The sequence below is a fragment of the Pseudomonas imperatae genome (assembly GCF_057128625.1).
In genome coordinates this window covers 1-25,216 of the sequence record NZ_JBSKHP010000020.1, presented here as the reverse complement: position 1 = coordinate 25,216, position 25,216 = coordinate 1, and the positions used below count along the sequence as shown (strand labels likewise).

Sequence of the window (25,216 nt, the reverse complement as noted above, 5' to 3'; positions counted from 1 at the left end):
GTGGTAATCGGAAACAACACGGGGCTGCAATGAACAGCCCCGCCTAAAAATTCAGCAAGCGCCCGGGGCGGTGGCCGCGGGCGCTTGGGGTCAACCTACGCGATAGTTCGGCGCTTCCTTGGTGATCTGCACGTCGTGGACGTGAGATTCGGCCATGCCGGCACCGGTGATGCGCACGAATTCAGGCTTGGTGCGCATTTCTTCGATGTTGGCGCTGCCGGTGTACCCCATGGAGGAACGCAGGCCACCCATCAGCTGGTGGATGATGGCGGTCAGGGTGCCTTTGTACGGCACGCGGCCCTCGATGCCTTCCGGTACCAGCTTCTCGGCGCCAGCGGCCGAATCCTGGAAGTAACGGTCGCTCGAGCCCTGGGCCTGGGACATGGCGCCCAGCGAACCCATGCCGCGGTAAGCCTTGTACGAACGGCCCTGGAACAGCTCGATCTCGCCCGGGGCTTCTTCGGTACCGGCGAACATCGAACCCATCATCACGCACGAGGCGCCCGCGACGATGGCCTTGGACAGGTCACCGGAGAAGCGGATGCCGCCGTCGGCGATCAGCGGCACGCCCGAACCTTCCAGGGCGGCGGCGACGTTGGCGATGGCGCTGATTTGCGGCACGCCTACACCGGCGACGATACGGGTGGTGCAGATGGAGCCAGGGCCGATACCGACCTTGACGGCGTCCGCGCCGGCTTCAACCAGGGCCTTGGCGGCAGCGCCAGTGGCGATGTTGCCACCGATGACCTGCACCTGCGGGTAGTTGTCCTTGACCCAGCGCACGCGGTCGATCACACCCTTGGAGTGACCGTGGGCGGTGTCGACCACCACCACGTCAACGCCGGCGGCTACCAGGGCGGCAACGCGCTCGCCGGTGTCCTTGCCAGTGCCGACGGCCGCGCCGACGCGCAGGCGGGCCTGGTCGTCCTTGCTGGCCAGCGGGTAGGCCTTGGCCTTTTCGATGTCCTTGACGGTCATCATGCCCTTGAGCTGGAACTTGTCGTCCACGATCAGGACTTTTTCCAGGCGATGCTTGTGCAGCAGCTCGCGCACTTCGTTCTTGTCGGCGCCTTCGCGCACGGTGACCAGGCGCTCTTTAGGCGTCATCACTTCGCGAACGGTGGCTTCCAGGCGAGTTTCGAAACGCACGTCACGGGAGGTGACGATGCCGACCAGGTCGCCGTCGTGCAGCACCGGTACGCCGGAGATGTTGTGCTGACGGGTCAGCTCGAACAGGTCACGGACGGTGGCGTCAGCCTCGATGGTGATCGGGTCCTTGACCACGCCGGCCTCGAACTTCTTGACCTTGCGCACTTCGGCAGCTTGCTGCTCGATGGTCATGTTCTTGTGGATGATGCCGATACCGCCTTCCTGGGCCATGGCAATGGCCAGACGGGCTTCGGTAACGGTGTCCATGGCGGCGGAGACCAGGGGAATATTCAGCTCGATGCCACGGGTCAAACGGGTCTTCAGGCTGACTTCATTGGGCAGTACTTCGGAATAACCGGGTACGAGGAGAATGTCGTCGAAGGTCAGTGCTTCTTGGCTGATACGCAGCATCGCGGGGGCTCCCGAGCGGGAAAAATGGAAGCGCGCCATTATACTCATACATGCCCCGATGCTCAATGTAAACATCAGGGCAATTGCGTCGCACCCTAAAGATCGACGCGTACCACGCGCACCTTGCGTTCCAGGCGCTCGCCGAACTCGAAGAGAAATTCGGGCTTGAACCGCGCGTCGGCCCAGCCGTTGAAGATGAAGCCCAGGTTGGAAAACGCGCAGGGGTCGAGGAACAGGAAGCCGTTGATGTCGTCTTCATGGCGGCATTCGGGGCACATGAAGTTGTCGGTGTGGCCGGGCATCCACTCCTCCAGGCTGTCGAACAGCGCCTCGCCGATTTCCTGGCGGCACTCGGGGCAGCCGGCCTCTTCCTTGAAATTTTTAGTGGGGGTAAAGATGCAGCGTTTGGTCACCAACTCCAGGCCGTTGACCGGCTGGCCGTAGGGCAGCAGTTCGGGGCGCTCGACCACGTTGCGGGCGCCCGGGCCGATGGCGTAGCCCATGCCGTTGCCGGTGCGGCCGCAGGTGGTCAGCTGTTCTTCGATGATGTTTTTCTGCCACAACCAGCGCAGCACCCGCCGGGCCTTGCCTTCGCGCCCGGGAAAACTGGAAATCAACGGGACGATAATACTTTGCGAACTCATGGAGGCAGACCTGCGTGTGGCGTGAATCCGCGCAGCATAAAGCCATGGGGGCGCAGGTCAAGCGCCCAGGTAGCGACCGATCAGCGCGACGCCGCTGGCCAGCACCAGCCAGTTCACCAGGCGCACGAAGGCTTCGCGGGACAGGCCCATGGTTACCCGCCGGCCGATCCACAGCCCCAGGGCCATGGCCGGCAACAAGGCTGCGCCCAGCACCAGCAGGGCGCCGTCGGTGTAGACGCCGGCGATCACGAACAGGCTCAGGCGCACCACCGTGCTGCAACTGATCAGCGCGCTCTGGGTGGCGCGGGCCGGTTCCTTTTCAAGGCGCGCGTTCAGATAAATGGCGTATAGAAAGCCGCCGCTGCCGAACAGTGCACCGAACAGCCCACCCACCAACCCCATGGGCAACGCCCAAACGGCCCGCAAGCTGGCGGGCCGCCGCTTCACCAGCAACCCGTACAGGGCGTAGGCCGTGATGAACACGCCCATCAACAGCAGCAACAAGCGCGATTGCAGGTTGAGCAGGAACACCACGCCAACGGTACAGCCCACCGCCATGCACGGCAGCAGGCGCTTCAACTCGGCGCCGGCCACCGCCTTGCGCGACGGCAGCAGGTTGCCGAACGCGGCGATGAAATCCAGCAGCACCAGCAACGGGATGATCCGCGCCAGGGGCATGAAGCAGATCAGCACTGGCCCGGCCACCAGCGCGGTGCCGAAGCCGGCGATGCCGAACACGACATAGGCGACCGCCACGCCCAGCAACATGCAACCCCAGTCCAGCCCGGTAAACGGCAAGGCGCTCAGCAACTCCATCAGCTATCCCCTCTCCTTGGTGGTACATCATCGTAGCAGCGGCCCCCAGGCCGCGTCACAGGCACCGCCGTATGCCAGGGGTATCGCGTGGGCCAGGGGTATCGCGTGGGCCGGGGACGCAGCCTGCGGCAGCTGCTACGGGGGCATGGCTCCGGCGGCGTATTGGCCTTATGATGCCCGCCATGAACAAAGACCCCTTTGCCGTACTCGGCCTGGACCGCGAGGTCCTCACTGTCAGCCAGCTCAACGGCCGCGCGCGCGTGCTGCTTGAAGACGTGTTCAGCAGCATCTGGGTGGAAGGCGAGATCTCCAACCTCGCCCGCCCGGCGTCCGGCCACGTCTACTTCACCCTCAAGGACAGCGGCGCCCAGGTGCGCTGCGCGCTGTTCCGCCAGAACGCCCAGCGCGTGCGCCAGGCGCTGAAGGACGGGCTGGCGGTGAAGGTGCGCGGCAAGGTCTCGCTGTTCGAGGGCCGTGGTGACTACCAGTTGATCCTCGACACCGTGGAGCCGGCCGGCGACGGCGCCCTGCGCCTGGCGTTCGACGCGCTGAAGGAAAAACTCAGCGGCGAAGGCCTGTTCAGCAGCGAACGCAAGGTCGCCCTGCCCGCCCACCCGCAGCGCATCGGCATCGTCAGCTCGCCCACCGGCGCGGTGATCCGCGACATCATCAGCGTGTTCCGCCGCCGCGCGCCGCAGGTTGAGCTGACACTGATCCCCACCGCCGTGCAGGGCCGCGAGGCCATCAACCAGATCGTGCGCGGCATCCGCCTGGCCGATGCCGGCGGCTTCGACGCCATTATCCTGGCCCGTGGCGGTGGCTCGCTGGAAGACCTCTGGTGCTTCAACGAAGAGGCGGTGGCCCGTGCCATCGCCGCCTGCGTCACGCCGATCGTCAGCGCCGTAGGCCATGAAACCGACGTCTCCATCAGTGACTTCGTCGCCGACGTGCGCGCACCCACGCCGTCCGCCGCTGCCGAGCTGTTGGCGCCCGACAGCAGCGACCTGCAACGCCGTCTGGAAAGCCTGCAACGGCGCCTGCTGATGCGCATCCAGAACCGCCTGGCCCACGACCGCCTGCGCCTGGACGGCCTGACCAAGCGCCTGCGTCACCCCGGCGAGCGGCTGCGCCAGCAGGCCCAGCGCCTCGACGACCTGGACATGCGCCTGCGCCGCGCCTTCGAGCAGCGCCTGAACCTGCGCCGTCACCGCCTGGCGCAGCTGGAAACGCGCCTGGCCGGGCAACACCCGGGGCGCACCCTGGCCATGCTGCGCCAGCGCATCGAAGGCCTGGCCGAACGCCTGCCGCGAGCCATGCGCGACGGCCTCAAGGCCCGCCGCGTGCAGCTCAACAACCAGATGCAGACCCTGCACATCGTCAGCCCGCTGGCTACCCTCAGCCGCGGCTACAGCATTCTGCTGGACGAACGCGGCCAGGCCGTGCGCCGCGCCGACCAGACCCGCACCGGCCAGCGCCTGACCGCCAAGCTGGGCGAAGGCGAGCTGCAGGTGCGCGTCGAAGACAACCACCTGACCCCGGTCACCCTCTCGCTACTGGACTGAACCATGCCGCGCCTGCTGACCGCCCTGCTGTTGCTGTGCCTGACCTTCACCGCCCAGGCCGACAGCTACCTGACCCGCCTGCTGAACAAGCCGGTGCCCGGCGGCGTGGCCGTGATCGACCTGGGCAGCGGCGCCCAGGCGCCCAAGGCGTTCTTCGACGGCAAGCCGGTGCTGGTGGTGCGCGAGCAGCAGAACTGGCGCGCCATCGTCGGCCTGCCGCTGACCCAGAAGCCGGGCCCGGCGCGCATCACCACCGCCGACCAGCGCAGCCTGGGCTTTGTGGTGGGCAGCAAGCACTACCCCGAGCAGCACATCACCTTGAAGAACAACCGCCAGGTCAACCCCAACCCGGCCGACCTGAAACGCTTTGAGGTGGAGCTGGCCGAGCAGCTCAAGGCCTACCGCAGCTTCAGCCCCGGCACGCCCAGCAACCTGCTGCTGGACAAGCCGGTGAACGGGCCGCTGTCGAGCCGCTTCGGCGTGCGCCGGTTCTTCAATGGCGAAGAGCGCAACCCCCATGCCGGGCTGGACTTCGCGGTGCCTGCCGGTACGCCGATCAAGACCCCGGCCGCGGGCAAGGTCATCCTGGTGGGCAACTACTTCTTCAACGGCAACACCGTGTTCGTCGACCACGGGCAAGGGTTTATCAGCATGTTCTGCCACATGTCGAAGATCGACGTGAAGGTGGGCCAGGACCTGGCGCGCGGCGCTGTGGTCGGCCGCGTGGGCATGACCGGGCGGGCGACGGGGCCGCACATGCACTGGAACGTCAGCCTCAACGATGCCCGCGTGGACCCCGCCATCTTCATCGGCGCGTTCCAACCCTGATAGCTGTAGCGCGCTGTCGAGCCTGCCCCCCTTTGCTCCCACCGTAGCAGCTGCCGAAGGCTGCGTCCCAGGCGGCGCGGTGCGTCAGAAGCCATGCGTTGCCTGCGACGCCGCCTTCGGCAGCTGCTACAGGAGCGAGTTAGCCCGCCCTGTTGAAATACTTCGACGCTTCCCTCAGCTTCGCCTGCGTTTCTTCGCTGAATGATGCCACCTCCTCCTCGGTAACCAGCCCCCTCACATAAGCCGCCTGCAGACCAATAGAGGCATGTCCTCGCGAATGGGGAAAGTTATCGAACACCCGCACCACCTCCTCGTTACCCTGATTGCAAAGGTTTCGAACAGTCTGAAAATGCTCCCGCGCCGGCACCGAGTCATCCTTGGCCGCCGCCATCATCTGGCGCCGTAGCCGCTCATACAGGCGCTCAACGGCCAATGGGCGATATCGACTCCACAGTTTCCACTCAGCTTCCGTCATGACTCAGCTCCGCATTGCTTGACCAAGCCAATATACGAGATTGCGCGCGCCGAATCACAGCAACAATTTTCAATCAAAAAAAACCGATTATCGAGCACAAAAAACCACAAAAAAGCCAGCAGAGATAAGTTATCTCAAAGTTTTACAGATGCTTGCCATCCCCTGCCGCAATGGTTAGGGTTGAAGGCATGAAAACTCTTCACACCCTCATTCTCCTTCGTCAACACCGCTGCCTAAGCCTGGTCAGTGCACGACTGCCACGCTGAATCGCGTCGCCTCGCCCTTCTCTTTCAGTTTTAGCCGGCAGGCCCTTTTCAAGGCCGCACAACAAGGATTGCCCATCATGACCATGCTCAAAGACCCGTCTTCGAAATACCGCGCCTTCGCCCAGGTCAACCTGCCTGACCGCACCTGGCCGAACCAGACCATCACCACCGCGCCTATCTGGTGCAGCTCGGACCTGCGCGACGGCAACCAGTCGCTGATCGAGCCGATGGACTCGGCTAAGAAGCTGCGCTTCTGGAAGACCCTGGTCAGCGTGGGCGTGAAAGAGATCGAGGCGTCGTTCCCCTCGGCCTCGCAAACCGATTTCGACTTCGTTCGCACCCTGATCGAAGACAATCACATCCCGGAAGACACCACCATCCAGGTGCTGACCCAGGCCCGCGAAGACCTGATCGCACGTACGTTCGAGTCGCTGAAAGGCGCCAAGAAGGCCATCGTCCACCTGTACAACGCCACCTCGCCGTCCTTCCGCAAGATCGTCTTCAACCAGGACAAGCAGGGCGTGAAGGACATCGCGGTAAACGCGGCCAAGCTGTTCGTCAAATACGCGGCCCAGCAGCCGGAAACCCAGTGGACCTTCCAGTACTCGCCGGAAACCTTCAGCGCCACCGAACTGGAATTCGCCAAGGAAGTCTGTGACGCGGTGATCGAGGTGTGGAACCCGACGCCCGAGCACAAGATCATCCTCAACCTGCCAGCCACCGTTGAAGTCAGTACCCCGAACATCTACGCCGACCAGATCGAATGGTTCGGCCGCAACGTGTCGCGCCGTGACAGCGTGATCATCAGCCTGCACACCCACAACGACCGTGGCACCGGCGTGGCCGCCACCGAGCTGGGCCTGATGGCCGGCGCCGACCGCGTCGAAGGCTGCCTGTTCGGCAACGGCGAGCGCACCGGCAACGTCGACCTGGTGACCCTGGCCCTGAACCTCTACACCCAGGGCGTGGACCCGGAATTGGACTTCTCCGACATCGACGGCGTGCGCAAGGTGGTCGAAGAGTGCAACCAGATCCCGGTGCACCCACGCCACCCGTACGTCGGCGACCTGGTTCACACCGCGTTCTCCGGCTCGCACCAGGACGCGATCCGCAAGGGCTTCGCCCAGCAGAAGGACGACGCCGTGTGGGAAGTGCCTTACCTGCCGATCGACCCGGCCGACATCGGCCGCAGCTACGAGGCGGTCATCCGCGTCAACAGCCAGTCGGGCAAGGGCGGCATCACTTACCTGCTGGAACAGGAATACGGCATCAGCCTGCCGCGCCGCATGCAGATCGAGTTCAGCCAGGTGGTACAGGGTGAAACCGACCGCCTGGGCCTGGAAATGACGGCCCAGCAGATCTACGCGCTGCTGCACAAGGAATACCTGCAAGCCAACGCCCCGTACGCGCTGGTCAGCCACCGCCTGCAGGAAGAGAACGGCAACAGCAAGGTCGACGTCGAAGTGCACAGCGACGGCGAGACCGTGCACTGGCGCGGCAAGGGCAACGGCGCCCTGGAAGCCCTGGCCTCGGCCATGCCGGTACCGGTTGAGATCATGGACTACAACGAACACGCCATTGGCGCCGGCACCAACGCCAAGGCAGCCGCCTACATTGAGCTGCGCGTGGCCGGTGGCCGTGCGGTGCACGGCGTGGGCGTGGACGAGAACATCACCACCGCCAGCTTCAAGGCCCTGTTCAGCGCGCTGAACCGCTCTTTGAGCCAGCAGGAAGCGAAGGCGGCGTAAGCCTTCCACCCATAAAAAAACCGGCCCAGGTGGCCGGTTTTTTTATGGGTGAAATCAGGACAACGTGAAGGTGTCGGCATCCAGGTGCGCCGGGAAGCGCGTGCGGTAGGCGGCCAGCTCGGCGGCGCTGAGGGACACGTGGAACACGCCATCGGCCTCCCCCGCGCTCAGCAGGCTCTCGCCCTGGAAGTCCAACACCTGGCTGTCGCCGGTGTAGGCGAAGCCCTTGCCATCGGTGCCCACGCGGTTCACCGCCGCCACGTAGCACAGGTTCTCGATGGCGCGCGCTGGCAGCAGGCGGTTCCAATGCAGGCGGCGCGCGCCAGGCCAGTTCGCGGTGTACAGCAGCAGGTCGGTGTCCTGGGCGTCGCGGCTCCACACCGGGAAGCGCAGGTCATAGCAGATCAACGGGCGAATGCGCCAGCCGTTCAGCTCGAACTGCACCTGGCGCTCGCCGGGGGTGTAGTGCTTGTGCTCGCCAGCCATGCGGAACAGGTGGCGCTTGTCGTAATGCAGCAGTTCGCCATCGGGCCGCGCCCACAGCAGGCGGTTGCGATGACTGCCGTCGGCGGCCTGGATGATCACGCTGCCCGTCACCACGGCGTTCAGGCGCACGGCCTGGGCACGCAGCCACTTGCTGGTGGGGCCGTGCTCCGGCTCGCACAAGCTGGCCGAGTCCATGGAAAAGCCGGTGGTGAACATCTCCGGCAGAATGATCAGGTGCGCACCGCGGGCCTGCTCCAGCAGGGCCTCGAAGTGCTCGAAATTGGCTGTGCGGTCGTGCCAGGCCAGGGTGGTCTGCACCAGGGCCAGGTTCAGGTTCGCCAGCGTACTCAAATCACGCATAGTTTCTTCGCCGCTTCCCGCAGCGTCTCCTCGCGTTTGGCGAAACACAGGCGTACCAGGCGCTGTTCCGGGATGGGTGTCTGGTAGAACACCGACACCGGAATAGTCGCCACGCCGTGCTCGCGGGTCATCCACAGAGCCATGTCGACATCGTTCAAGTCGGGGCGGATCTGCGAGTAATCCACCAGCTGGAAATACGTGCCTGCCACCCGGGTGAAGCTGAACCGCGACCCTGCCAGCAGGTCGCAGAACAGGTCACGCTTGGCCTGGTAGAACCCGGGCAGTTCTTCAACATGCTCAGGGCAGGCCGCCATGTAGTCCGCCAGCGCCCATTGCAGCGGGGTGACCCCGCAGAAGTTGACGTACTGGTGGACCTTGCGCAGTTCCGCGCTCAAGGCCGGCGGGGCAATCACGTAACCGGTCTTCCAGCCGGTGACGTGGTAGGTCTTGCCGAACGAGCTGACCACGAAAGCCCTGGAATAGAGCGCTTCGTTGGCCAACACGCTGGCATGTCTGACCCCATCGTAGACCAGGTGTTCATACACTTCATCACTGATCAGGTAGATATCGCGACCTTCGATCAGTTGCGCCAGCTGGTCCAGCTCGGCGGCGCTGATCAAGGCGCCGCTGGGGTTGTGCGGGCTGTTGAGGATGATCATCCGCGTGCGCGGGCTCAAGGCATCGCTGAGCTGCTGCCAGTCGATGGAAAAATCCCTGGGGTCGAGCTGCACATGCACGCAGCGGCCGCCGGCCAGCTCCACGGAGGGCTCGTAGCTGTCGTAGCAAGGGTCGAAGACGATGACCTCGTCACCGGCACGCACCACCGCTTGCACCGCGCAGAAGATCGCCTCGGTGGCACCTGGCGTGATGGTGACTTCCGTGTCGGCGCTCACGCGCGCGCCGTACTGGCGCAGCACCTTGGCCGCCACCTGCTCGCGCAGGGCCGGCAGCCCGGTCATGGGCGCGTACTGGTTGTGGCCAGCGTTGATATGGCGCACCACGGCATCACGCAGGCCCTGGGGGCCGTCGTAGTCGGGGAAACCTTGGGACAGGTTGAGCGCGCCGGTTTCGGCGGCGAGCTGGGACATGGTGGTGAAGATGGTCGTGCCGACATTCGGCAGCTTGCTGGTGATCATCGGGCCTATCCCTGACAGCTGGGGAGCCCAGCAGGATAGCCCAACGAACAGCGGGAAAACCAGTACAGATCAAAACGCCGTAGCCGCTGCCGCCAGGCTGCGCTGGCCCTTGAGTTCCCTGGAGATCTCCAGTGCAGAACAGGGCCAGCGCAGCCTGGCGGCAGCGGCTACAGGTATCGCGAAAACCGGGGAGTCAGCGCTTGTCGCGGCGTTTCTTGTCGGCTTTCTTGTGGTGCGACATCAAGCGGCGCTTCTTGTTGACCTGGCGGTCGGTCAGCGTGTTCTTGTTGCCTTCGTACGGGTTGTCGCTGCCCTTGAACTCGATGCGGATCGGCGTGCCGACCAGCTTCAGGACGCGGCGGTAGGTGTTTTCCAGGTAGCGAACGTAGCTGTTCGGCACCTTCTCCACCTGGTTTCCGTGGATCACGATCAGCGGCGGGTTGGCACCACCCAGGTGGGCATAGCGCAGCTTGATGCGGCGGCTGTTGACCATCGGCGGCTGGTGCTCCTGCACCGCGTCCTCGAGGATCTGGGTCAGGCGGCTGGTCGGCCAGCGAGTGATCGCCGACTTGAACGAGGCCTGCACCGAACCGTACAGGTTGCCCACGCCAGTGCCGTGCAGCGCCGAGATGAAGTGGATGTCGGCGAAGTCGACGAAGAACAGCCGGCGCTCCAGCTCGGTCTTCACGTAGTCGCGCTCGCTCGGCTGCATGCCGTCCCACTTGTTCAGGGCGATGACGATGGCGCGGCCCGACTCCAGGGCGAAGCCCAACAGGTTCAGGTCATGGTCCACCACGCCTTCGCGGGCGTCCATGACGAAGATCACGACGTTGGCATCCTTGATGGCCTGCAGCGTCTTGACCACCGAGAACTTCTCGACTTCTTCATGGATCTTGCCGCGCTTGCGCACACCGGCAGTGTCGATGAAGGTGTACTTCTCGTCGTTGCGCTCGAACGGGATGTAGATGCTGTCACGGGTGGTGCCGGGCTGATCGTAGACGATCACCCGCTCTTCGCCGAGCATGCGGTTGACCAGGGTCGACTTGCCCACGTTTGGCCGGCCGATGATGGCGATCTTGATGCCATCCTTCTCGCTCGGGCCAGGAATGCGCACCTGCTCTTCGCCTTCGGCAACGCCTTCGGCCAGGTCTTCCTCCTCCACGTCACGCGGGAATTCGCCCAGGGCGGCTTCCAGCAGGGTGTTCACGCCGCGGCCCTGGGCACCGGCGACGCCGATGGCGTGGCCCATGCCCAGCGGGGCGAATTCGGCGCGGGCCATTTCCGGATCGATGTTGTCGATCTTGTTGGCCACCAGGATGGAGCGCTTGTTGCGCTTGCGCAGGTGCTCGGCAATCATCTGGTCGGCGGCGGTGAAACCGGCACGGGCATCGACCAGGAACAGCACTACATCGGCTTCTTCGATGGCCAGCAGCGACTGCTCGGCCATCTTTTCGTCCATGCCGTGCTCGTCACCGGAAATACCGCCGGTGTCGATCAGGATATAGGAACGCCCTTGCCAGTGCGCCTCTCCGTATTGGCGATCACGGGTAAGACCAGACAGGTCGCCGACGATGGCGTCGCGGCTTTTGGTCAGGCGGTTGAACATGGTGGACTTGCCGACGTTCGGTCGGCCCACCAGGGCGATTACGGGAACCATTAGGCTCTCCACTGCGTTATTTCAGAAAATACAAAGGCCGCTGCAGGCAGCGGCCGGAGTTCGTGGCGGCATGCGAACATGCCGTGGCCCCTGCCTGGGGCGGGGCCGCTGGAGGCCATGACTGACCTCCAGCATAGTCAAAGCCTTACTTGATGGTGAGGGCTTCGAGCTTGCCGCTGTTGCCGAACACGTAAATCATGTTCCCGGCCACCAGCGGACGGGCTCGCAGGCCGTCACTGTCAATTTTCTCACGACCAACGAAGCGACCGTCGACCTGGCTCAGCAGGTGCAGGTAGCCTTCGAAGTCGCCTACCGCCACGTAGCTGGAGAACACCTCGGGTGCCGACAGCTGGCGGCGGGCCAGTTTGTCGTTGCTCCACAGGGCGGTGGTGGTGCGCTCGTCGACGCCTTCCACGGTGCCGGAAGCCAGCGCCACGTAGACGCTGCCGAAGCCCTGGGCCACGCCGGCGTAGCTGGAAGCGTCACGCTGCCACAGCACACGGCCGCTTTCCAGGTCCAGGCCCGCCATGCGGCCCTGGTAGCTGGCGACGTACAGGGTACCACCGGACAGCAGCAGGCCGCCGTCGATATCGACGACACGCTCAAGTTCCGAGCGGCCCTGCGGCACGGCGATGCGTTGTTCCCACACCGGCACACCGTTGCTGATGTCCAGGGCAACGACCTTGCCGGTGGACAGGCCAGCCACCGCCAGGTGGTTGGTGACCAGCGGGGCACTGGTGCCACGCAGGGTCAGTACCGCAGGCGTGCTGTCGTAGATCCAGCGCTGGGTGCCGGTGCTGGCGTCCAGGCCGACCAGGCGGTCGTCCTGGGTCTGCACCACTACCACGTCGCCGTTGTTGGCAGGCGGTGCGAGCACTTCGCTGCCGACCTTGGCGCGCCATTTGACTTCACCGTTGGTGGCGTCAAGGGCGATGACTTCACCGCTGATGGTACCCAGCATGACCAGGCCGTAGCCGACGCCGACTGCGCCCGACACCGAGGTGTTGAGGTCTTTCTTCCAGATCACGTCGCCGTTCAGGCGGTTCAGGTCCATGACCACGCCGGTCACGTCAGCGGCGTAGATGCTGTCGTTCTCGATCGCTGGAACCAGCATGTTGTAGGTTTCGCCCTGACCGTCACCGATCGAACGACTCCACTCCTTGTGCAGGACCACTTCTTCCTTGAACTTGGTCAGCTCGGCAGGAGGCAGTTCCTTCTTGCTGTTGCTGCTGCAACCCGCGGCCAGAATGGCCAGAGCCAGCAATGCTGCATGTTTCCAACGGATCACGTCACGCATCTTTTTTCGCCAGGTCGTCGAGTTTGATTTGCAAGCCACCCACTGCTGCCTCATCGGACAGGGCTGCCTTGGCCTTCTGGTACGCCGCATACGCGTCGTCAGTACGGCCCAGCTGCACCAGCAGGTCACCCTTGAGTTCCTCGCGGCTGGCCAGGAACGCCTTGTCGGCGTCGCCGTCCAGCAGCTTCAGGGCGTCTTCGGCCTTGTTCTGCGCAGCCAGTACCTGAGCCAGGCGCTGACGGGCGATTTCACCCAGCATGGCGTCCTTGGGCTTGTCGACCACGGCCTTGAGCTCGGTGGCGGCATCGTCCAGCTTGCCGGCGTCCACGGCCACCTTGGCCACGAACAGGCTGCCGTACTGTGCGTACTCGCTGTTGCCGTACTCGGTCTTGAGCTTGTTGGCCAGGTCCGCCACCTGCGCGGTATCAGGCTTGCCGGTAGGGTTCAGCGCGGTTTCCAGCAGTTGCTGGTACAGGCTGGACGCACCTTGCGACTGGTTGGCCTGGTACTTGTGCCAGGCCTGCCAGCCAAATACCACCACCAGGGCCAGCAGCACGCCGGTGACCAGAGGCTTGCCGTTACGCTGCCAAAAGTCCTTCAACTCGGCGAGTTGTTCATCTTCGGTACTCGACACCCCAATACTCCTATTTCGCAAATTCGGCCTGAAGCCTGCCTCAACCCTGCACGACGCAAGTCGCCAGATGCTCACCCAGAGCATCCCAGGCAATGTTTTGTTGTTCGCCCTGGCCACGCAGGGGTTTGAAACCTACCACTTGTTGCGCCAGTTCGTCGTCCCCCAGGATCAAGGCGTAGAGCGCACCGCTCTTGTCCGCCTTCTTGAACTGGCTCTTGAAGCTGCCGGCACCGGCGTTGACCTGGATGCGCAGCTGCGGCAGTGCATCGCGCAGGCGCTCGGTCAGGGCCAGGCCCGCCAGTTCGGCCTGCTCGCCAAAGGCGCACAGGTAAACGTCAACGGTACGGGCGATGGATTCGGGCACCTGCTCCAGGGTTTCCAGCAGCAGGATCAGGCGTTCGATGCCCATGGCGAAGCCAACGCCGGTGGTGGGCTTGCCGCCCATCTGCTCGACCAGGCCGTCGTAGCGGCCGCCAGCGCACACGGTGCCCTGGGCGCCGAGCTTGTCGGTGACCCACTCGAACACGGTCTTGCTGTAGTAGTCCAGGCCACGCACCAGCTTGGGGTTGATCACGTAGGGAATGCCGGCGGCGTCCAGGCGGGCCTTCAGGCCCTCGAAGTGCACGCGCGACTCTTCGTCCAGGTAATCGGCCAGCTTCGGCGCGTTCACCAGCACGGCCTGGGTCTCAGGGTGCTTGGTGTCCAGCACGCGCAGCGGGTTGGTCTTCAACCGGCGCTGGCTGTCTTCGTCGATCTGGTCCAGGTGCTCGGTGAGGAACGCCACCAGCGCCTCGCGGTAGCGACCGCGGGCCTCGGAGGTGCCCAGGCTGTTGAGCTCGAGCTTCACCGCGTCGCGGATGCCCAGGGCACCCCACAGGCGCCAGGTGAGCACGATCAGCTCGGCGTCGATGTCCGGACCGTCGAGGTTGAACACCTCGCAGCCGATCTGGTGGAACTGGCGGTAGCGACCTTTCTGCGGGCGCTCGTGACGGAACATGGGGCCCACGTACCAGAGCTTCTGCACCTGGCCACCGCCGGTGATGCCGTGCTCCAGCACCGCGCGCACGCACGCCGCCGTGCCTTCGGGGCGCAGGGTCAGCGAATCGCCGTTGCGGTCCTCGAAGGTGTACATCTCTTTCTCGACGATGTCGGTGACTTCGCCGATGGAGCGCTTGAACAGGTCGGTGAACTCGACGATCGGCATGCGGATCTGCCGGTAGCCGTAGGTGTCCAGCAGCCCTGCCACGGTGCCTTCGAAGTAGCGCCACAGGGGCGTCTGGTCGGGCAGGATGTCGTTCATGCCACGGATGGCTTGCAGCGTCTTACTCACGAGAAATCCTTAGTGTTCTGTCAGCCGCGGGCGATCAGCGCCGCGTCGGCCTCGACCTTTTCGGCCGCCTTCTGGCGAATCAGCTTCTCGAGCTCTTCCACCAGGTTGTCGTTGGTCAGCTTCTGCGCAGGCTTGCCGTCGATGTAGATCAGGTTCGGCGTGCCGCCGGTGAGGCCCACGTGGGCTTCCTTGGCTTCGCCAGGGCCGTTGACCACACAACCGATCACCGCCACGTCCAGCGGCACCAGCAGGTCTTCCAGGCGCCCTTCCAGCTCGTTCATGGTCTTCACCACATCGAAGTTCTGCCGCGAGCAGCTCGGGCAGGCGATGAAGTTGATGCCACGCGAGCGCAGGCGCAGGGACTTGAGGATGTCGTAGCCCACCTTGATCTCTTCCACCGGGTCGGCGGCCAGGGAGATGCGGATGGTGTCGCCGATGCCGTCGGCCAGCAGCATACCTAGGCCCACCGAGGATTTCACCGTGCCGGAGCGCAAACCGCCGGCCTCGGTGATGCCCAGGTGCAGCGGCTGGGAGATCTGGGTGGCGAGCAGGCGGTAGGCGGCGACGGCCATGAACACGTCGGAGGCCTTCACGCTGACCTTGAAGTCCTGGAAGTTCAGGCGCTCCAGGTGCTCAACGTGGCGCAGGGCCGACTCCACCAGTGCTTCGGGGGTGGGTTCGCCGTACTTCTTCTGCAGGTCCTTTTCCAGGGAACCGGCGTTCACGCCGATACGGATCGGGATGCCGCGGTCGCGGGCGGCATCGACCACGGCGCGCACACGGTCTTCGCGACCGATGTTGCCCGGGTTGATGCGCAGGCAGTCCACGCCCAGTTCGGCCACGCGCAAGGCGATCTTGTAGTCGAAGTGGATGTCGGCCACCAGGGGCACGCGCACCTGTTGCTTGATCTTGCCGAACGCCTCGGCGGCGTCCATGTCCGGCACCGAGACGCGCACGATGTCGGCGCCGGCGTCTTCCAGGCGACGGATCTGCGCCACGGTGGCCGCCACGTCGTTGGTGTCGGTGTTGGTCATGCTCTGTACGGCGATGGGGGCATCGCCACCCACCGGCACATTGCCGACCCAGATTTTACGGGATACGCGACGCTTGATCGGGGATTCGCCATGCATGGTTTATTGCCCTACTTTCATGCGAGCAGTCTCGCCAGAGGTGAAAGGTGCAACGTCGACCGGCTGGCCGTTGAAGCTGACCTGCGCGCCACGGGCATAGCCCAGGCGCACGGCGAACGGCGGCTTGCCGTTCAGGTCGACGGTCTCGCCCTTGCGCTTGAGGGCGCTGAGCAGCACTTTGCCGTTGCCATCGGTGACCTGGGTCCAGCAGTCGGCGGTGAATTGCAGGTGCAGTTGGCCAGCGCCGGCCACCGGGGCCTGGGCTGCAGGCGCTACCGGGGCGGCGGCCACCGGGGCCACCGGGGCGGCCGGCTGGTGCACCAGGGCCGGGGTGTTCGTTGCAGCAGGTGCCGGCGCCGGCGCGGTGACGGCAGGCGCAGGTGCCACGGTAGGCGCGGCAGGCTGAACGCCGGCTGTCGCCGGGGCAGGCGCTTCGGCCGCAGCGGTTTCAGTTGCCTGGGCCTCGGTGGCAGGCTTCTGGGCCTCGGCAACGGCCTGGTCTTCCGGCTCGTCGATCGGGTGGATCTGGGTGGTGCCGTCGGCGCTTTCGACTTCGACATGCTCCATGGCCAGCCCGGCCTGGTCCTTGCCACGCTGGGCGGTCTGGTCCTGCCACCAGAAGAAGCCGCCGCCCACCACCAGCACCAACAGCAGCAGGCTCACGCCGCGCAGGATGTTGTGGGACAGGCGCACCGGTTCCTCGATGCGGCCCAGCGCATGCACTTCGCTGCCCTGGGCGTGGCTGCCGGTGGCCTGGTCGAAGGCCTGCACCAGCGGCGCCTGGTCCATGCCCAGCAGCTTGGCGTAGGCACGGATGTAACCGCGGGCAAAGGTATGCCCCGGCAGCTTGTCGAAGGCGCCGGCCTCCAGGTTGCCCAGCGAAGTGGCCGTGAGGTTGAGTTTCACAGCCACGTCGGCCAGCGACCAGCCTTTGCTCTCGCGGGCCTGGCGCAAGGTGTCACCAGGGTTCACGCGAGTCGCTGCTACAACTTCGGGATGCGCCGCTTTCATCATTGCTCCGACAGGTATTGCTGATATTCCGGCGTACCGGGATAGAGTCTTCTAAGTTGCAGGCCGAAACTGGCGGCCTTGTTCTTGTCCTGGAAAATCCGTGCCAGGCGCGTGCCCAGCAACAGGCTGCGGGCGTTCTGCTCGCTCAGCTGGCTGAAACGGTCGTAATAACCGCGCGCCGGCACATAATGCCTGTCTTCGTAAGACAACTCAGCCATTTCCAGCAATGCCTGGGGCTGATCGGCCTTCAACCGCAATGCCTTGTCAAACAATTGCACCGCCAGCGGCTTGTTGCCCATGGCCCGGGCGGTCAGGCCCAGGTTCTCGAACACCCGCGAGCGCTCAGGATACAGGGGATCGTCGGCGGCTTTCTCAAAGGTTTCGTAAGCTTCCTGATACCGCTTCTGCTCGTACAGGAAACCGCCGTAGTTGTTGAGGGTGCGGGCATCTTTCGGGCGGCTGGACAGCGCTTTCTTGAAATACTGCTCGGCCAGCTTGGGCTCAAGCTCAGCCTGGAACACCAGCCCCAGGGCGCCGTTGGCCTCGGGGTCGGAGCTGTCGATTTCCAGCGCCTGCTTGAGCGGCACCTTGGCCTGTTCGGCCTGGCCGGTCTGCAGGTAGCCGATACCCAGTTGGACCAGAGCCTTGCGCGCCTCTTCGCGTCCCTTGCTGGTTTCCATCGGGTTGACTTTACCCGTGGAAACGCAACCAACCAACAGGTTGAAGAACAATAGCAACAGCGCGGCGCGCACGGTCATGGAGATCCTCTCTCAGGGCCGATTGTCGGCATTCAGCGGCATATCGGCGTCGGCAGCCAGCTGGCGTACGGCGATATAGCGTTCGCTACGGCGGGTGCGGTCCATCACCTGCCCTACCAATTGACCACAGGCGGCGTCGATGTCTTCGCCGCGGGTAGTGCGCACCGTGACATTGAAACCGGCCTGGTGCAAATGATCCTGGAAACGCCGGATGGCGTTGTTGCTCGGACGCTCGTAACCGGAGTGCGGGAACGGGTTGAACGGGATCAGGTTGATCTTGCACGGTACGTTCTTGAGCAGCTCGACCATTTCCACCGCGTGCTCGAGCTTGTCGTTGACGTCCTTGAGCAGGGTGTACTCGATGGTCAGCACGCGCTTCTCGCCCAGTTGGGACATGTAGCGCTGGCACGACTCGAGCAGCATCTTGAGCGGGTATTTCTTGTTGATCGGCACCAGTTCGTTGCGCAGCGCGTCGTTCGGCGCGTGCAGCGACAGGGCCAGCGAGACGTCGATGTGATCGGCGAGCACGTCGATCATCGGCACCACGCCCGAGGTGGACAGGGTGACCCGGCGTTTGGAGATGCCATAGCCCAGGTCATCCATCATCAGCCGCATGGCGGCGATGACGTTGTCGAAGTTCAGCAGCGGCTCGCCCATGCCCATCATCACCACGTTGGTGATGGCGCGGTCGATGGTAGCCGGGACACTGCCGAAGGATTTGTTGGCAATCCACACCTGCCCGATGACTTCGGCGGCGGTGAGGTTGCTGTTGAAGCCTTGCTTGCCGGTGGAGCAGAAACTGCAGTCCAGGGCGCAGCCCGCCTGGGACGAGACACACAAGGTGCCACGCTTGCCCTGCGGGATGTACACGGTCTCGACGCAGCTGCCGGACGCCACGCGCACCACCCACTTGCGGGTGCCGTCGGTGGAGATGTCCTCGCTGACCACTTCGGGACCACGAATTTCGGCACAGGCCTTGAGCTTTTCGCGCAAGGCCTTGCCGACGTTCGTCATGGCGTCGAAATCATCGACGCCAAAATGGTGAATCCACTTCATGACCTGACCGGCACGAAAGCGCTTCTCCCCGATCGAGTCGAAGAACTGTTCCATCTCTGGTTGGGTCAAGCCCAATAGGTTTGTCTTGCCAGTCATTACGGTCATGGTTTCACCTTCACTCGTTGGCCGTGGCTTAGCGAGTGGTTACTTCGGTAGCAGCGAAGAAGTACGAGATTTCGCGGGCAGCAGCGGCTTCGGAGTCCGAACCGTGAACAGCGTTGGCGTCGATGGAGTCAGCGAAGTCAGCACGGATGGTGCCGGCAGCAGCTTCTTTAGGGTTGGTGGCGCCCATCAGCTCACGGTTCAGAGCGATGGCGTTTTCGCCTTCCAGCACCTGTACAACGACAGGACCGGAGATCATGAAGGCAACCAGCTCGCCGAAGAAGCCACGAGCGCTGTGCTCAGCGTAGAAACCTTCAGCTTCGGCCTTGGACAGTTGCTTCAGTTTCGAGGCAACGACGCGCAGACCGGCTTTTTCGAAACGAGTGGTGATCTCGCCGATGACGTTCTTGGCAACAGCGTCAGGCTTGATGATGGAGAAAGTACGTTGAACAGCCATGGTGAAACTCCAGAAACAGTGATTGTTGCGAAAAATTAAACCCGCGAATTATACGCGGGTTCTGGGGTAATGCCTAACCTGCAAAGATGATCAGTCTATTTCGTCGGCCCAAAGGGTCTGGACCGCTTCCAGCACCTTCTCGCCTACCCGGCCAGAAGTGCTGTCGAAACCAGGCAATTCCTTGATCCATTGCTGCAGATCGACGAAATTCACCGAATACGGGTTAACGCCCGGCTTGGCTTCGGCCAATTCCTCTGCAATACGTTGTACATCATTCCAACCGTAGCTCATGACAGCTTCCCGATCAGTGCGGCGCTTCGGCCGCATGGTTAAGCGAATATTTCGGGATTTCGACCGTCAGGTCCTCGGTGCCCACCACGGCCTGGCACGCCAGGCGCGATTGCGCTTCCAGGCCCCAGGCCTTGTCCAGGTAATCTTCTTCCAGCTCGTCGGCCTCTTCCAGCGAATTGAAGCCCTCGCGGATGATGCAGTGACAGGTGGTGCAGGCGCACACGCCGCCGCAGGCGCTTTCGATCTCGATGTGATGATCGTGGGCCAGCTCAAGGATAGACGTACCGGTGGCAGCTTCTACTACCAGGCCTTCCGGGCAAAACTTTTCGTGGGGCAGAAAAATGACCTGCGGCATCGTTATTCCTCAATCTCATTCAGGTTGCGCCCGGCCAACGCGGCTTTCACCGTCGAGTCGAGGCGGCGGGCCGCGAAGGCGTCGGTGACCTGCGACAGACGCTTGGTCTGCTGCTCGATGGCCGCGCCGTCGGTACCGCTCATCAATTCACGCAGTTCAGTCATCTGGTGCTCGATTGCCAGGCGCTCTTCGGCGTCCAGCAGGCGGTCGCCATCGGCCTCCAGGGCGCCCTGCACCGCCTCCAGCAGGCGCTCGGCGTCGACCTGGTGCTCGCGCAGCTGGCGCGCGACCTTGTCGTCGCCGGCGTACTGGAACGAATCCTTGAGCATGCGGGCGATTTCGCCGTCGGTCAGGCCGTAGGACGGCTTGACCTGGATGCTGGCCTCAACGCCCGAGCCCAGCTCACGCGCAGAGACGCTGAGCAGGCCGTCGGCGTCGACCTGGAAGGTGACGCGGATTTTTGCCGCGCCCGCGACCATGGCCGGGATGCCACGCAATTCGAAGCGCGCCAGGGAGCGGCAGTCACTGATCAATTCACGCTCGCCTTGCAGCACGTGAATCATCATGGCCGACTGGCCGTCCTTATAGGTAGTGAAGTCCTGGCCACGGGCGACGGGGATGGTGGTGTTGCGCGGAATCACCTTCTCCATCAGCCCGCCCATGGTTTCCAGGCCCAGGGACAGCGGAATCACGTCCAGCAGCAACAGCTCGGCACCGTCACGCTTGTTGCCGGCCAGGGTGTCGGCCTGGATGGCAGCGCCAATGGCGACCACCTGGTCCGGGTCGATCTCGGTCAGCGGCTGGCGGCCGAACAGCTCGGCCACCGCCTCGCGCACGCGCGGCACACGGGTGGAACCGCCGACCATGACCACGGCGGCCACTTCGTCGATTTCCACGCCCGAGTCACGCACGGCGCGGCGGCAAGCCTTGAGGCTGCGGGCAACCATGGGTTCGATCAGGGCGTTGAACGCCTCGCGGCTCAGCTCGGCTTTCCACGCGCCATACGCCACGCCAACCGACGCGGCGTCAGTCAGGGCTTCCTTGGCGGCGCAGGCCACTTGCAGCAGCTGGCGCTGGGCGCCCGGGTCGAGGTCGGCGGACAGGCCCGCCTGCTGCACAATCCAGCTGGCGATGGCGTGGTCGAAGTCGTCGCCACCCAGGGCGCTGTCGCCACCGGTGGCCAGCACTTCGAAGACACCGCCGGTCAGGCGCAGGATGGAAATGTCGAAGGTACCGCCACCCAGGTCATAGATGGCCACCAGGCCTTCGGCATGCTGGTCCAGGCCATAGGCCACGGCGGCCGCGGTCGGCTCGTTGAGCAGGCGCAGCACGTTGAGGCCGGCCAGTTTGGCGGCGTCCTTGGTGGCCTGGCGCTGGGCGTCGTCGAAGTAGGCCGGCACGGTGATTACCGCGCCTACCAGCTCGCCACCCAAGGTGGCTTCAGCGCGCAGGCGCAGCACCTTGAGGATGTCGGCGGAGACTTCGACCGGGCTCTTGGCGCCCTGCACGGTGTCGATGAACGGCATGTGCGACTCACCGCCGACGAAGCGGTACGGCAGCTGGTCGCCCAGCTGCTTGACGTCCGCCAGGCCGCGGCCCATCAGGCGCTTGACCGAAACGATGGTGTTGAGCGGGTCACTGGCGGCGGCAGCCTTGGCGCCGGCGCCCACTTCGACGCGGTCGGCGTGGTAGCGAACGGCGGACGGCAGAATGACCTGCCCCTGCGCGTCGGCCAGTGGCTCGGACAGGCCGCTGCGCAAGGCAGCGACCAGCGAATTGGTAGTGCCAAGGTCGATACCCACAGCCAGCTTGCGCTGGTGCGGTTGAGGACTCTGGCCGGGTTCGGCGATCTGCAGTAGGGCCATGCTTATCTGAATATCAGGCGTGCAGCCGTAGCAACACTGGGTTAATCGTCGAGGCGCTCTTCCAGCTGGCGCACTTCGTAGGACAGCTTGTCGAGGAACTGCATGCGCCGCATCAGGCGTTCGGCCTGTTCGCGTTGCGCTGCATCATCCCAACAGCCGGCGAAGCTTTCGTTCAACTGCTCGCTGGCAGCCTTCAGGCGCCGCTTGAACTGCGCCACACCGTCGAGGTCGGCACTGTCCTGCAGGTCTTCGAGCTCTTCGCGCCACTGCATCTGCTGCATCAGGAACTCAGGGTCGTGGACCGTGACTTCCTGGGGCACTTCGTGGCCACCGATGGCCAGCAGGTAGCGGGCACGCTTGGGCGAGCTCTTGAGCGTCTGGTAGGCCTCGTTCAGGCCCGCCGACTGCTCCAGCGCCAGGCGCTGCTCACGCTCGCTGCCATCGGCAAAGCGATCGGGGTGCACGGCGCGCGCCAACTCACGGTAGCGCGCGGCCAGCTGGTCGAGGTCCAGGCGGAAGCTCGGTTGCAGGTCAAACAAGGCGAAATGACAAGGAGTACCCACGACCGGCCTCAAACGTTGAAGCTTTCGCCGCAGCCACATTCACCGCGCACGTTGGGGTTGTTGAACTTGAAGCCTTCGTTCAAGCCTTCCTTGACGAAGTCCAGTTCGGTGCCGTCCAGGTACGCCAGGCTCTTGGGATCGATGATCACCTTTTCGCCGTGGCTTTCGAACACCTGGTCGTCTTCACCCAGCGCGTCAACGAATTCCAGCACATAGGCCAGGCCCGAGCAGCCGGTGGTACGGACGCCCAGGCGGATGCCCTCGCCCTTGCCGCGGCCGTCCAGGGAACGGCGGATATGCTTGGCAGCGGCTTCTGTCATGCTGATAGCCATCGAGACTCCTTACATCGTGCGATGCGTGCTGTTAGAGCAGACCTTTCTTCTGCTTGTAATCGTGAACGGCAGCCTTGATGGCGTCTTCGGCGAGTACGGAGCAGTGGATTTTCACCGGCGGCAGCGCCAGTTCTTCGGCCAGCTGGGTGTTGCTGATGGTGACCGCTTCGTCCAGCGACTTGCCCTTCATCCACTCGGTGGCCAGGGAGCTGGAGGCGATGGCGGAGCCACAGCCGTAGGTCTTGAACTTGGCGTCTTCGATGATTCCCTGCTCGTTGACCTTGATCTGCAGGCGCATGACGTCGCCGCAGGCTGGAGCGCCAACCATGCCGGTGCCCACGTCCGGGTCCTCGGCGTTCATCTTGCCGACGTTACGTGGGTTTTCGTAGTGGTCGATGACCTTTTCGCTGTAAGCCATGATTCTAAATCCTCACTCATCAGGGCCGCTCTGAAGGCCCTGTAGGTACGCCTGCGTTAACGCCACGTCTCTACAGGATCTGGATGGTGGCGGCTTCTTTTGTTTAGTGTGCCGCCCACTCGATCTTCGAGATGTCGACGCCGTCTTTGAACATATCCCACAGCGGCGACAGTTCGCGCAGCTTGGTCACGGCCTCGCAGACTTTCTGCGCGGCGTAGTCGATTTCTTCTTCGGTGCTGAAGCGGCCGAAGGTGAAGCGGATCGAGCTGTGTGCCAGTTCGTCGTTGCGGCCCAGGGCGCGCAGCACGTAGGACGGCTCCAGGGAAGCCGAGGTGCAGGCCGAACCGGACGAGACGGCCAGGTCCTTGAGCGCCATGATCAGCGACTCGCCTTCGACGTAGTTGAAGCTCAAATTCAGGTTGTGCGGCACGCGCGCAGTCAGGCTGCCGTTCACGTACAGCTCTTCCAGATGCTCGACCTGCTTGAAGAAACGCTCGCTCAGGGCTTGCAGGCGGGCGTTCTCGCTGGCCATTTCCTGCTTGGCGATGGCGAAGGCCTCGCCCATGCCGACGATCTGGTGGGTCGCCAGGGTGCCCGAACGCATGCCACGCTCGTGACCGCCGCCGTGCATGGTGGCTTCCAGGCGCACGCGTGGCTTGCGGCTGACGTACAGCGCGCCAATGCCCTTGGGGCCGTAGGTCTTGTGGGCCGAGAACGACATCAGGTCGACTTTCAGCTTGGTCAGGTCGATGTCGACCTTGCCGGTGGACTGGGCAGCGTCAACGTGGAACATCACGCCGCGCGAGCGGGTCAGCTCGCCAATGGCGGCGATGTCGTTGACGGTGCCGATTTCGTTGTTCACGTGCATCACCGACACCAGGATGGTGTCGTCACGCAGCGCGGCTTCGATCATGGCCGGGGTGATCAGGCCGTCTTCCTGGGGGTCCAGGTAGGTGACTTCGAAGCCTTCACGCTCCAGTTGGCGCATGGTGTCCAGGACCGCCTTGTGCTCGATCTTGGAGGTGATCAGGTGCTTGCCCTTGGTGTGATAGAAGTGCGCGACACCCTTGATGGCCAGGTTGTCGGACTCGGTTGCACCGCTGGTCCAGACGATTTCACGCGGGTCGGCGCCGACCAGGTCAGCCACCTGGCGACGGGCGTTCTCGACCGCTTCCTCGGCTTTCCAGCCGAACACGTGGGAACGCGATGCCGGGTTGCCGAAGTTCCCCTCGTTGGTCAGGCATTCAATCATCTTTTGCGCTACACGCGGGTCGACCGGCGTGGTGGCGGAGTAATCGAGGTAAATCGGCAACTTCATTGAAATTCTCCTATCAGGCGGGCTAGCCACAGTCCCATCGTCATTCGACGAAGGACGTTTCGATCTTGTCCAGGCGCTGGCTCTTGGTGGTGTTGCAACGGCGCAGGTCCTGGCGCTGGGCGACCTCTTGCACTTCACGGCGAGTGACAAGGTCAGCCAGACTGATACCGCTCAAAAATTCATGAATCTGCTGGCTCAGGTCGCACCACAAGTGGTGCGTGAGGCACGTGTCGCCAGCATGACAATCACCCAATCCCTGGCAACGTGTTGCGTCGACCGATTCGTTGACGGCGTCGATGACCTGGGCCACCTGGATCCCCTGCATGTCACGGGACAGCTGGTAGCCACCCCCTGGCCCGCGCACGCTGGACACCAGGTTGCTGCGACGCAGCTTGGCGAACAGTTGCTCCAGGTACGACAGGGAGATGCCTTGGCGCTCGGAGATATCGGCCAATGAAACCGGCCCATGCTGCGCGTGCAATGCCAGGTCGAGCATGGCAGTGACGGCGTATCGGCCTTTAGTTGTCAGTCGCATGGCGAGTACCACGGTTACACGAAAAAGGGAGGAGCGGATGAGCTGTGAGTATGCAATTCCCGAGTATTTAAGTCAACTTTAAGACCTACCACTTTAGTCGGGAATAGCGGCAAAACGGGCGGCGTACTATAGCACGGGAATTCTGATTTGCCAGCTCCCACAGGCTCCCCCAAGCTTCAGCGAGCTTCGGCGGCAGGGACGTCGACTTCGCCCTTCACGCACTTGA

The 25,216-nt window shown here is 63.8% G+C and carries 26 protein-coding genes; 3 read left to right on the top strand and 23 right to left on the bottom strand.

The genetic code is table 11. The annotated features are described in order from the left end of the window. Positions 1-90: 90 nt before the first annotated feature. The 3 genes from guaB to ACWKWX_RS22770 form a co-directional block, all read right to left on the bottom strand. Positions 91-1,560: an IMP dehydrogenase gene (gene guaB, locus ACWKWX_RS22780; protein WP_027978918.1), complete on the bottom strand. Its 1,470-nt coding sequence runs from the start codon at positions 1,558-1,560 to the stop codon at positions 91-93. A 95-nt stretch (positions 1,561-1,655) separates the two neighbouring features. Then, on the bottom strand, positions 1,656-2,204 hold the full coding sequence (locus ACWKWX_RS22775; protein WP_473005535.1) for a sugar ABC transporter ATPase: 549 nt from the start codon (positions 2,202-2,204) through the stop codon (positions 1,656-1,658). Positions 2,205-2,261: 57 nt separating this feature from the next. Next, positions 2,262-3,020: a TSUP family transporter gene (locus tag ACWKWX_RS22770; protein WP_483828997.1), complete on the bottom strand. Its 759-nt coding sequence runs from the start codon at positions 3,018-3,020 to the stop codon at positions 2,262-2,264. Positions 3,021-3,202: 182 nt separating this feature from the next. Here ACWKWX_RS22770 and xseA point away from each other — a divergent pair, with 182 nt between their 5' ends. Then, positions 3,203-4,582 (top strand): exodeoxyribonuclease VII large subunit, encoded by a 1,380-nt coding sequence (gene xseA, locus ACWKWX_RS22765; RefSeq protein ID WP_473005534.1) that lies wholly within the window; start codon positions 3,203-3,205, stop codon positions 4,580-4,582. Positions 4,583-4,585: 3 nt separating this feature from the next. Further along, the gene (locus ACWKWX_RS22760; RefSeq protein WP_416422739.1) at positions 4,586-5,410 is read left to right on the top strand and encodes a peptidoglycan DD-metalloendopeptidase family protein; all 825 of its coding nucleotides are present in this window, start codon (positions 4,586-4,588) and stop codon (positions 5,408-5,410) included. A gap of 139 nt (positions 5,411-5,549) precedes the next feature. Here ACWKWX_RS22760 and ACWKWX_RS22755 read toward each other — a convergent pair whose 3' ends face one another. Further along, a complete protein-coding gene (locus ACWKWX_RS22755; RefSeq protein ID WP_416422738.1) occupies positions 5,550-5,885 on the bottom strand; it encodes a hypothetical protein in 336 nt (111 codons plus the stop codon). Between the two features lie 343 nt (positions 5,886-6,228). Here ACWKWX_RS22755 and leuA point away from each other — a divergent pair, with 343 nt between their 5' ends. Beyond that, positions 6,229-7,899, top strand: a complete 1,671-nt coding sequence (gene leuA, locus ACWKWX_RS22750) for a 2-isopropylmalate synthase (RefSeq protein WP_473005532.1) — start codon at positions 6,229-6,231, stop codon at positions 7,897-7,899. Positions 7,900-7,953: 54 nt separating this feature from the next. Here leuA and ACWKWX_RS22745 read toward each other — a convergent pair whose 3' ends face one another. The 19 genes from ACWKWX_RS22745 to iscR all read right to left on the bottom strand — a co-directional run bounded on the left by ACWKWX_RS22745 (position 7,954) and on the right by iscR (position 24,990). Further along, on the bottom strand, positions 7,954-8,745 hold the full coding sequence (locus ACWKWX_RS22745) for an amidohydrolase (RefSeq protein ID WP_416422736.1): 792 nt from the start codon (positions 8,743-8,745) through the stop codon (positions 7,954-7,956). Further along, positions 8,733-9,881, bottom strand: a complete 1,149-nt coding sequence (locus ACWKWX_RS22740) for a pyridoxal phosphate-dependent aminotransferase (protein WP_483828996.1) — start codon at positions 9,879-9,881, stop codon at positions 8,733-8,735. Before ACWKWX_RS22740 ends, ACWKWX_RS22745 begins: the two co-directional genes overlap by 13 nt. 193 nt (positions 9,882-10,074) lie before the next feature. After that, on the bottom strand, positions 10,075-11,538 hold the full coding sequence (der, locus tag ACWKWX_RS22735) for a ribosome biogenesis GTPase Der (RefSeq protein WP_416422734.1): 1,464 nt from the start codon (positions 11,536-11,538) through the stop codon (positions 10,075-10,077). A 145-nt stretch (positions 11,539-11,683) separates the two neighbouring features. After that, positions 11,684-12,835, bottom strand: a complete 1,152-nt coding sequence (gene bamB, locus ACWKWX_RS22730; protein WP_473005529.1) for an outer membrane protein assembly factor BamB — start codon at positions 12,833-12,835, stop codon at positions 11,684-11,686. Beyond that, the gene (locus tag ACWKWX_RS22725) at positions 12,828-13,469 is read right to left on the bottom strand and encodes a YfgM family protein (protein WP_473005528.1); all 642 of its coding nucleotides are present in this window, start codon (positions 13,467-13,469) and stop codon (positions 12,828-12,830) included. Before ACWKWX_RS22725 ends, bamB begins: the two co-directional genes overlap by 8 nt. A 40-nt stretch (positions 13,470-13,509) precedes the next feature. After that, positions 13,510-14,799, bottom strand: coding sequence for a histidine--tRNA ligase (gene hisS / locus ACWKWX_RS22720; protein ID WP_416422731.1), 1,290 nt, complete (start codon positions 14,797-14,799; stop codon positions 13,510-13,512). 20 nt (positions 14,800-14,819) lie between these two features. Continuing rightward, positions 14,820-15,929 carry a flavodoxin-dependent (E)-4-hydroxy-3-methylbut-2-enyl-diphosphate synthase gene (gene ispG / locus ACWKWX_RS22715; protein ID WP_473005527.1) on the bottom strand — a complete coding sequence of 370 codons (1,110 nt, stop codon included), beginning with the start codon at positions 15,927-15,929 and terminating at the stop codon, positions 14,820-14,822. Positions 15,930-15,932: 3 nt separating this feature from the next. Beyond that, positions 15,933-16,940: a RodZ domain-containing protein gene (locus tag ACWKWX_RS22710; protein ID WP_416422729.1), complete on the bottom strand. Its 1,008-nt coding sequence runs from the start codon at positions 16,938-16,940 to the stop codon at positions 15,933-15,935. Continuing rightward, entirely contained in the window at positions 16,940-17,698 is a 759-nt protein-coding gene (gene pilW, locus ACWKWX_RS22705) for a type IV pilus biogenesis/stability protein PilW (protein ID WP_416422728.1), read from the bottom strand. The genes ACWKWX_RS22710 and pilW overlap by 1 nt, the downstream gene beginning before the upstream one ends. Positions 17,699-17,710: 12 nt before the next feature. Continuing rightward, positions 17,711-18,859: a dual-specificity RNA methyltransferase RlmN gene (gene rlmN, locus ACWKWX_RS22700; protein WP_416422727.1), complete on the bottom strand. Its 1,149-nt coding sequence runs from the start codon at positions 18,857-18,859 to the stop codon at positions 17,711-17,713. Between the two features lie 28 nt (positions 18,860-18,887). Then, a complete protein-coding gene (gene ndk, locus ACWKWX_RS22695) occupies positions 18,888-19,313 on the bottom strand; it encodes a nucleoside-diphosphate kinase (protein ID WP_008366138.1) in 426 nt (141 codons plus the stop codon). Positions 19,314-19,403: 90 nt separating this feature from the next. Beyond that, positions 19,404-19,604 (bottom strand): Fe-S cluster assembly protein IscX, encoded by a 201-nt coding sequence (gene iscX, locus ACWKWX_RS22690; protein WP_473005525.1) that lies wholly within the window; start codon positions 19,602-19,604, stop codon positions 19,404-19,406. Between the two features lie 13 nt (positions 19,605-19,617). Continuing rightward, on the bottom strand, positions 19,618-19,959 hold the full coding sequence (fdx, locus tag ACWKWX_RS22685) for an ISC system 2Fe-2S type ferredoxin (protein WP_416422725.1): 342 nt from the start codon (positions 19,957-19,959) through the stop codon (positions 19,618-19,620). 2 nt (positions 19,960-19,961) lie between these two features. Next, complete coding sequence (hscA, locus tag ACWKWX_RS22680; RefSeq protein ID WP_483828995.1) at positions 19,962-21,824, bottom strand: Fe-S protein assembly chaperone HscA; 1,863 nt, start codon at positions 21,822-21,824, stop codon at positions 19,962-19,964. A 41-nt stretch (positions 21,825-21,865) separates the two neighbouring features. After that, positions 21,866-22,387: a co-chaperone HscB gene (gene hscB / locus ACWKWX_RS22675; RefSeq protein ID WP_416422723.1), complete on the bottom strand. Its 522-nt coding sequence runs from the start codon at positions 22,385-22,387 to the stop codon at positions 21,866-21,868. Positions 22,388-22,395: 8 nt separating this feature from the next. After that, complete coding sequence (iscA, locus tag ACWKWX_RS22670; protein WP_416422722.1) at positions 22,396-22,719, bottom strand: iron-sulfur cluster assembly protein IscA; 324 nt, start codon at positions 22,717-22,719, stop codon at positions 22,396-22,398. Positions 22,720-22,750: 31 nt separating this feature from the next. Next, entirely contained in the window at positions 22,751-23,137 is a 387-nt protein-coding gene (iscU, locus tag ACWKWX_RS22665; protein ID WP_027978943.1) for a Fe-S cluster assembly scaffold IscU, read from the bottom strand. Between the two features lie 103 nt (positions 23,138-23,240). After that, positions 23,241-24,455: an IscS subfamily cysteine desulfurase gene (locus ACWKWX_RS22660; RefSeq protein WP_416422721.1), complete on the bottom strand. Its 1,215-nt coding sequence runs from the start codon at positions 24,453-24,455 to the stop codon at positions 23,241-23,243. 40 nt (positions 24,456-24,495) lie between these two features. Beyond that, the gene (gene iscR / locus ACWKWX_RS22655) at positions 24,496-24,990 is read right to left on the bottom strand and encodes a Fe-S cluster assembly transcriptional regulator IscR (RefSeq protein ID WP_416422720.1); all 495 of its coding nucleotides are present in this window, start codon (positions 24,988-24,990) and stop codon (positions 24,496-24,498) included. Between the last annotated feature and the right edge of the window lie 226 nt (positions 24,991-25,216).

What these genes read in the sequence shown, in the direction of transcription:
- ACWKWX_RS22660 (WP_416422721.1), bottom strand. Translation starts at nt 24,455, where the DNA reads ATGAAGTTGCCGATTTACCTCGATTACTCCGCCACCACGCCGGTCGAC.
- ACWKWX_RS22755 (WP_416422738.1), bottom strand. Translation starts at nt 5,885, where the DNA reads ATGACGGAAGCTGAGTGGAAACTGTGGAGTCGATATCGCCCATTGGCC.
- xseA (WP_473005534.1), top strand. Translation starts at nt 3,203, where the DNA reads ATGAACAAAGACCCCTTTGCCGTACTCGGCCTGGACCGCGAGGTCCTC.
- guaB (WP_027978918.1), bottom strand. Translation starts at nt 1,560, where the DNA reads ATGCTGCGTATCAGCCAAGAAGCACTGACCTTCGACGACATTCTCCTC.
- bamB (WP_473005529.1), bottom strand. Translation starts at nt 12,835, where the DNA reads ATGCGTGACGTGATCCGTTGGAAACATGCAGCATTGCTGGCTCTGGCC.
- iscA (WP_416422722.1), bottom strand. Translation starts at nt 22,719, where the DNA reads ATGGCTATCAGCATGACAGAAGCCGCTGCCAAGCATATCCGCCGTTCC.
- iscU (WP_027978943.1), bottom strand. Translation starts at nt 23,137, where the DNA reads ATGGCTTACAGCGAAAAGGTCATCGACCACTACGAAAACCCACGTAAC.
- ACWKWX_RS22775 (WP_473005535.1), bottom strand. Translation starts at nt 2,204, where the DNA reads ATGAGTTCGCAAAGTATTATCGTCCCGTTGATTTCCAGTTTTCCCGGG.
- pilW (WP_416422728.1), bottom strand. Translation starts at nt 17,698, where the DNA reads ATGACCGTGCGCGCCGCGCTGTTGCTATTGTTCTTCAACCTGTTGGTT.
- rlmN (WP_416422727.1), bottom strand. Translation starts at nt 18,859, where the DNA reads ATGACCGTAATGACTGGCAAGACAAACCTATTGGGCTTGACCCAACCA.
- ndk (WP_008366138.1), bottom strand. Translation starts at nt 19,313, where the DNA reads ATGGCTGTTCAACGTACTTTCTCCATCATCAAGCCTGACGCTGTTGCC.
- ACWKWX_RS22745 (WP_416422736.1), bottom strand. Translation starts at nt 8,745, where the DNA reads ATGCGTGATTTGAGTACGCTGGCGAACCTGAACCTGGCCCTGGTGCAG.
- iscR (WP_416422720.1), bottom strand. Translation starts at nt 24,990, where the DNA reads ATGCGACTGACAACTAAAGGCCGATACGCCGTCACTGCCATGCTCGAC.
- fdx (WP_416422725.1), bottom strand. Translation starts at nt 19,959, where the DNA reads ATGCCGCAGGTCATTTTTCTGCCCCACGAAAAGTTTTGCCCGGAAGGC.
- leuA (WP_473005532.1), top strand. Translation starts at nt 6,229, where the DNA reads ATGACCATGCTCAAAGACCCGTCTTCGAAATACCGCGCCTTCGCCCAG.
- der (WP_416422734.1), bottom strand. Translation starts at nt 11,538, where the DNA reads ATGGTTCCCGTAATCGCCCTGGTGGGCCGACCGAACGTCGGCAAGTCC.
- hscA (WP_483828995.1), bottom strand. Translation starts at nt 21,824, where the DNA reads ATGGCCCTACTGCAGATCGCCGAACCCGGCCAGAGTCCTCAACCGCAC.
- ispG (WP_473005527.1), bottom strand. Translation starts at nt 15,929, where the DNA reads ATGCATGGCGAATCCCCGATCAAGCGTCGCGTATCCCGTAAAATCTGG.
- ACWKWX_RS22740 (WP_483828996.1), bottom strand. Translation starts at nt 9,881, where the DNA reads ATGATCACCAGCAAGCTGCCGAATGTCGGCACGACCATCTTCACCACC.
- ACWKWX_RS22770 (WP_483828997.1), bottom strand. Translation starts at nt 3,020, where the DNA reads ATGGAGTTGCTGAGCGCCTTGCCGTTTACCGGGCTGGACTGGGGTTGC.
- iscX (WP_473005525.1), bottom strand. Translation starts at nt 19,604, where the DNA reads ATGAGCTACGGTTGGAATGATGTACAACGTATTGCAGAGGAATTGGCC.
- ACWKWX_RS22710 (WP_416422729.1), bottom strand. Translation starts at nt 16,940, where the DNA reads ATGAAAGCGGCGCATCCCGAAGTTGTAGCAGCGACTCGCGTGAACCCT.
- ACWKWX_RS22760 (WP_416422739.1), top strand. Translation starts at nt 4,586, where the DNA reads ATGCCGCGCCTGCTGACCGCCCTGCTGTTGCTGTGCCTGACCTTCACC.